Origin of the sequence: Streptomyces graminilatus (assembly GCF_001418565.1) — a bacterium.
Lineage (GTDB): Bacteria > Actinomycetota > Actinomycetes > Streptomycetales > Streptomycetaceae > Streptomyces > Streptomyces graminilatus.
On the sequence record NZ_LIQQ01000670.1, the window covers coordinates 1 to 4,900 of the forward strand.

The window sequence follows — 4,900 nt, forward strand, 5'->3', positions numbered from 1 at the left end:
GGGCGGGGGTGTGGGCCTGTTGGTCAACTCCTGTAGCGGAGACAGCAGTTGTTCTACGGTGGCCAGGCCGACGCCCCTCGCGCCGGCCCCGGCGGAGCAGCGGACGCGCAGGACGCGCATGCCGTGCGCCTGCGCGTGCTCGGTGGCGGCCTCCAGGAGCGCCGTGCGGCCGGTACCGGTGGCGCCGCGCAGCAGGACCAGCCGGCCCGTTCCCGCGCGGGCGTGGGCCGCCTCGTCGGCCACCAGTGCCAGGGCTTCCTCGCGCTCATACAGTGATGAGGGCGGCATGCCTGCCTCCTGTCCCGAGTAGGTCCTGGCCGATCTCGTGGTGTGTCTCGTGGTGGTCCACGATTGCGCGCGCCCCACGGGCCACAGAAGTGTGGGTCATGCACGTCGGCCACCGACCCCTCGAAGGTGGCGGCACCTGACCCTGGGGGCAGTTCTTGCGCACCACACTCCGCACCACAGGACCCGGTACACCCGGTACGGGGGCCGCGGCCGGTACGAGGACCAGTACCGCGCCGTCGTCCGCGGCCGGGCACCGTATACCCGTGGCCGTGCACGCGGCCGACCCGATCTCCCGCGCCGGCGCGGTCAGCCAGTTGCGGCAGCACCCGGTCGTCGAACTCCGGGACGAATCCGACAGCGGGCCCGGCGTCGTGGCCCTGCTGGTCAGCGAGAGCCTCGACGAGGCCACGTTGTCCCGGCTGCGCCGGCTGGTGCGCAGCGAGGGCGCCAAGGCGGTTCTCGTGGTGGGTGTACTGCGCGAGAACGAACTCCTCGACGTCATCGAGTGCGGCGTCGGAGCCATCGTCTGGCGCCACGAGGCAACCGGACGCCGCCTGGCGCAGGCGGTACTCGCCGCATCCCGGGGCGACGGCGATCTGCCCTCCGACCTGCTCGGCCGGCTCATCAGCCAGGTGGGCGCACTGCACCGCACGGCGGCCGGCCAGCCCGGTGCCCCCGCCTCGGGCCTCGCGCCGCGCGAGGTCGATGTCCTGCGCCTCGTCGCCGAGGGGCTCGACACGGGGGAGATCGCCGGCAAGCTGTCCTACTCCGAGCGCACGGTCAAGAACGTGATGCATGGACTCACCACCCGGCTGCGTCTGCGCAACCGGGCACACGCCGTGGCCTATGCCTTGCGGGAAGGCTACATCTGACCGAACGGGTAACGGGTAATCGAACACGCCGTCCGGGGCGCCAACTCGCGCCCACCGCACGTCCCTTGAGTGGCTTTGCGGATCCCTTGCGCGGCCGCACGGATCCCTTGCGCACCCGCGCGGACGGGCGTCCCTGAGGGGGCGCGGCCCACCTCAGGGGCGCGGGGAACTGCGCGACCAGCCCCCACCGGGCCCGCAGTGAAGAACCGCCAACCCCGCGGAGCGCCTACTCCTCGAACAACGCTTCCTGCGTGCCCTGCCGACGCTCCCGCACCCGCCGGTTCCGCGCCCCCACGACCACCGCCGTGACCGCGGCCGCTCCGGCGAGGGCCGCCGGGACCATCCAGCCCCGGTCGAGTACGTGGCCCAGCGCGTGGTCCAGCGAGAGCCGGCCCGGGCCGGTCATCGCGAGGCCCGCCGCTGCGAGGCCCAGGGTCGCCGCGTACTCGTAGCCGCCCTCCGAGTTGAAGAACCCGTTGGGCGCGTGCACGGCGGCGGCGCCGGCCATCGCGCCCGCTGCCGCCGCGCCGGCCGCCGGAGTCGCCAGGCCCAGCGCGAGGAGCGCGCCGCCGCCCGTCTCCGCGAGGCCCGACGCGGTGGCGCTGGCCTTCCCGGGCTCGTAGCCGACGGACTCCATGAAGGCGCCGGTGCCTTCGAGGCCGTGCCCGCCGAACCACCCGAACAGCTTCTGGGCGCCGTGCGCCGCCAGCACCCCGCCCGTCCCCAGACGGAGCAACAGGAGCCCCAGGTCACGCCGGTCGTATCGGTTGTCACAGGTCATGCCTCCACCGTGCCACCGTTCGTCCGGCCCGCACCCGGCGGTACCGTCCGTGCCTGCCGTTCGGGTGGCGGGTGCCCGGGTGGCGGGTGTCCGGGGGCGGTGCAAGTCTGGCCGGCATGACGATTCAGACCGCCAAGCTCAGCGACCCGGCCGTCCGGGCCTTCGTCAACGCCGTGAACGCGCACGACCGCGAGGCCTTCCAGGCCGTTCTGGCACCCGGCGCGACCATGTCCGACGACGGCTCCGACCGTGACCTCGCCGACTGGACCGAGCGCGAGATCTTCTCCACCCACGGGCACATGGACGTCGCCAAGGAGTCCCGGGGAGGTCATGTCCTCGTCGCCAACTACAGCAACGACACCTGGGGCGAGATGCGCACCAAGTGGAGCTTCACCGTCGACGACGGCCGCATCCTGCGCTTCGAGACGGGCCAGGCCTGACAGTCGGCGGGAGCCGCGGGAGCCGCGGCAGTCGCGGGAGCCGTGGGAGTCGCGGGAGTGGCCGTGATGTGCCGGAGCACACGACAGCCGCTCCATGACCCGGTGCGTACCTCGCGGTCCCACGCGAGGTCCACCCCCACCCGGATGCGCCATGAAGCGGCTGTCGCCTTCCCCCCTCGGCATGGTCCGTTGTGTGTTACCGGAACCCCAGGGCGTCAAGTGTGAAGCCCTGGTGGAGAAGGCGTGTCGAGCATAGGACCGCGACCGGGAGGAACGCTACGGAGCGAGCAATTCCGCTTGTGCAGATTAAGTCTTCGGATGCGTGCGCGAAGTGCCCTCAGCCGCGCCCCACATAGGGCATCGTGGTCGCCAGAACCGTCGCGAACTGGACATTCGCCTCCAGCGGCAACTCCGCCATGTGCCGCACGGTGCGGGCCACGTCCGCCACGTCCATCACGGGCTCCGGCGCCATCTCCCCGTTCGCCTGGAGGGCGCCCGTTTGCATTCGCGCGGTCATCTCCGTCGCCGCGTTCCCGATGTCGATCTGGGAGACCGCGATGCGGTACGGCCGCCCGTCCAGCGCCAGCGCCTTGGTCAGCCCCGTCAGGGCGTGCTTGGTCGCGGTGTACGGCGCCGAGTTCGGCCGGGGTGTGTGGGCGGAGATCGACCCGTTGTTGATGATCCGGCCGCCCTGCGGATCCTGCTCCTTCATCAGCCGGTACGCCGCCTGCGCGCACAGGAACGCCCCGTTGAGGTTGGTGTCCACGACGTGCCGCCACGCCTCGTACGACAGATCCTCCACCGCCACCCCGCCGGGACCGAACGTCCCCGCGTTGTTGAACAGCAGATCGAGTCGCCCGAACCGCTCACGCACCGCCGCGAACAGGGCGGCCACGTCGTCGGGTCGGGCCACATCGGCGCGTACGACGAGACAGGCGCCGCCTTCCGGCATCAGCGCGGCCGTCTCCTCCAGCCGTTCGGTGCGGCGTCCGGTGAGCGCCACCGACCAGCCCGCGCCGAGCAGTTCGAGGGCCACCGCACGCCCGATACCGGAACCGGCCCCGGTGACGACGGCGACCTTCCCCTGCCCGGCACCCTCTCCCCGCGAGGCGCCCTTCTCCTGCCCGGCGCCCTTCTCCTGCTCGGCGGCGGCCCGCTGCCCGTGCCCGGCGTCGGTCCGTTGCCCTCGCCCGGCGCCGATCGGCTGCCCCTGCTCGGTGCCGATCGGTTGCCCGTGCCCGGCGTCGACCGGCTGCCCCTCGCCCATCAGCGGGCCTCGCCGGGGTAGCGGACGCCGATCTGCTCGCGGATGGTGTCCATCGTCCGCATCACGGCGAGGGTGCCGTCGAGCGGGACGAGCGGGGACTCGGTCTCGCCGGCCCGCAGGGCGCGCATCACCTCGGTCGCCTCGTGCCGGAAGCTGTTGCGGGCGCCGTGGTCGGGGGCGGCGACGAACTCCTCGGGTTCGCGGCCGTCACGGTGCAGCACGAACCGGTCCGCGTAGAAGAACCCGTTCGGTACGTCGATCCGGCCCTTGGAGCCGGTCACCGACGCGCTGACGGACGTACCGCCGACGACGGAGCAGTGCACTACAGCGAGAGCACCGCTCTCCCATGAGAGCACCGCTCCCGTCTGGAGATCGACGTTCTCCTCCGAGAGCACCGCTCTCGCCGAGATGCCGTCGGGCTCCCCGAGCAACAGGTGCGCGAACGACACCGGATACACGCCCAGGTCGAGCAGCGCCCCGCCACCCTGCGCCGGGTCACGCAGTCGGTGCGAGGGCGGGAAGGGCCCCTCAAGACCGAAGTCGGCGTGGATGGTCCGTACGTCACCGATCGCACCCTCGTCGACCAGCGCCTTCAACCGCCGGACGACCGGGTTGCAGTACGTCCACATGCCCTCCATCAGGAAGGCGCCGCGCTCCTTCGCCAGCGCGACCAGCTCCTCCGCCTCCCGCACGTTCAGCGTGAACGCCTTCTCGCACAGCACGTTCCGCCCTGCCTCCAGGCACAGGCCCGCGGCGGCCCGGTGCGCCGAGTGCGGAGTGGCTACGTACACCACGTCGACATCGGCGTCCTCGGCCAGCGAGGCCCAGTCGCCGTAGGCGCGGGGGATGCCGAACCGTTCCGCGAACGCCTTCGCGGAGGCCTCCGTCCGCGAGGCGACCGCCACGAGTTCGGCGTCCGGCAGATCCACCAGATCCGCCGCGAACGCCGCCGCGATCCCTCCCGTAGCCAGAATTCCCCACCGCACGCGCTCAGCCGACATGCCAGCCCCTAGTTCCGTGATCCATGGTTCCGCGATCCGTGATCGGTGTGACCTCGAACAGACTGTTCGTACAGCCCGTACTACAGCCCGTACTACAGCCTGTACGAGCTGAGAGCATAGGTGGCGGATTACTCGAAAAGGGAGGGCGCATGCCCGAGCGTGGCCGCACGGCGGGGGACAGGAAAACTCTCCCGGGAGACACCCCCGTACCCGCACAGAAGTCCGTACCCACCTCCCGCCCCGCCCTCTCC

At 71.8% G+C, this 4,900-nt stretch carries 6 protein-coding genes; 2 read left to right on the forward strand and 4 right to left on the reverse strand.

The features are described from left to right. A partial coding sequence (locus AOK08_RS39510) for an ATP-binding protein (protein ID WP_157877002.1) occupies positions 1-288 on the reverse strand: 288 nt, incomplete at its 3' end. 257 nt (positions 289-545) lie between these two features. On the opposite strand from AOK08_RS39510, the gene AOK08_RS39515 reads away from it, so the two are divergent. Then, positions 546-1,160: a helix-turn-helix transcriptional regulator gene (locus AOK08_RS39515; RefSeq protein WP_107101161.1), complete on the forward strand. Its 615-nt coding sequence runs from the start codon at positions 546-548 to the stop codon at positions 1,158-1,160. Positions 1,161-1,386: 226 nt separating this feature from the next. Here AOK08_RS39515 and AOK08_RS39520 read toward each other — a convergent pair whose 3' ends face one another. Further along, on the reverse strand, positions 1,387-1,941 hold the full coding sequence (locus tag AOK08_RS39520) for a DoxX family membrane protein (RefSeq protein ID WP_055535076.1): 555 nt from the start codon (positions 1,939-1,941) through the stop codon (positions 1,387-1,389). A gap of 116 nt (positions 1,942-2,057) precedes the next feature. On the opposite strand from AOK08_RS39520, the gene AOK08_RS39525 reads away from it, so the two are divergent. Next, a complete protein-coding gene (locus AOK08_RS39525; protein ID WP_055535078.1) occupies positions 2,058-2,381 on the forward strand; it encodes a hypothetical protein in 324 nt (107 codons plus the stop codon). A 337-nt stretch (positions 2,382-2,718) separates the two neighbouring features. Here AOK08_RS39525 and AOK08_RS39530 read toward each other — a convergent pair whose 3' ends face one another. Together AOK08_RS39530 and AOK08_RS39535 are read right to left on the reverse strand one after the other, a co-directional pair. Next, a complete protein-coding gene (locus tag AOK08_RS39530; RefSeq protein WP_241827297.1) occupies positions 2,719-3,648 on the reverse strand; it encodes an SDR family oxidoreductase in 930 nt (309 codons plus the stop codon). Further along, positions 3,648-4,649: a Gfo/Idh/MocA family protein gene (locus tag AOK08_RS39535; protein WP_055535080.1), complete on the reverse strand. Its 1,002-nt coding sequence runs from the start codon at positions 4,647-4,649 to the stop codon at positions 3,648-3,650. Before AOK08_RS39535 ends, AOK08_RS39530 begins: the two co-directional genes overlap by 1 nt. Positions 4,650-4,900 lie beyond the last annotated feature (251 nt).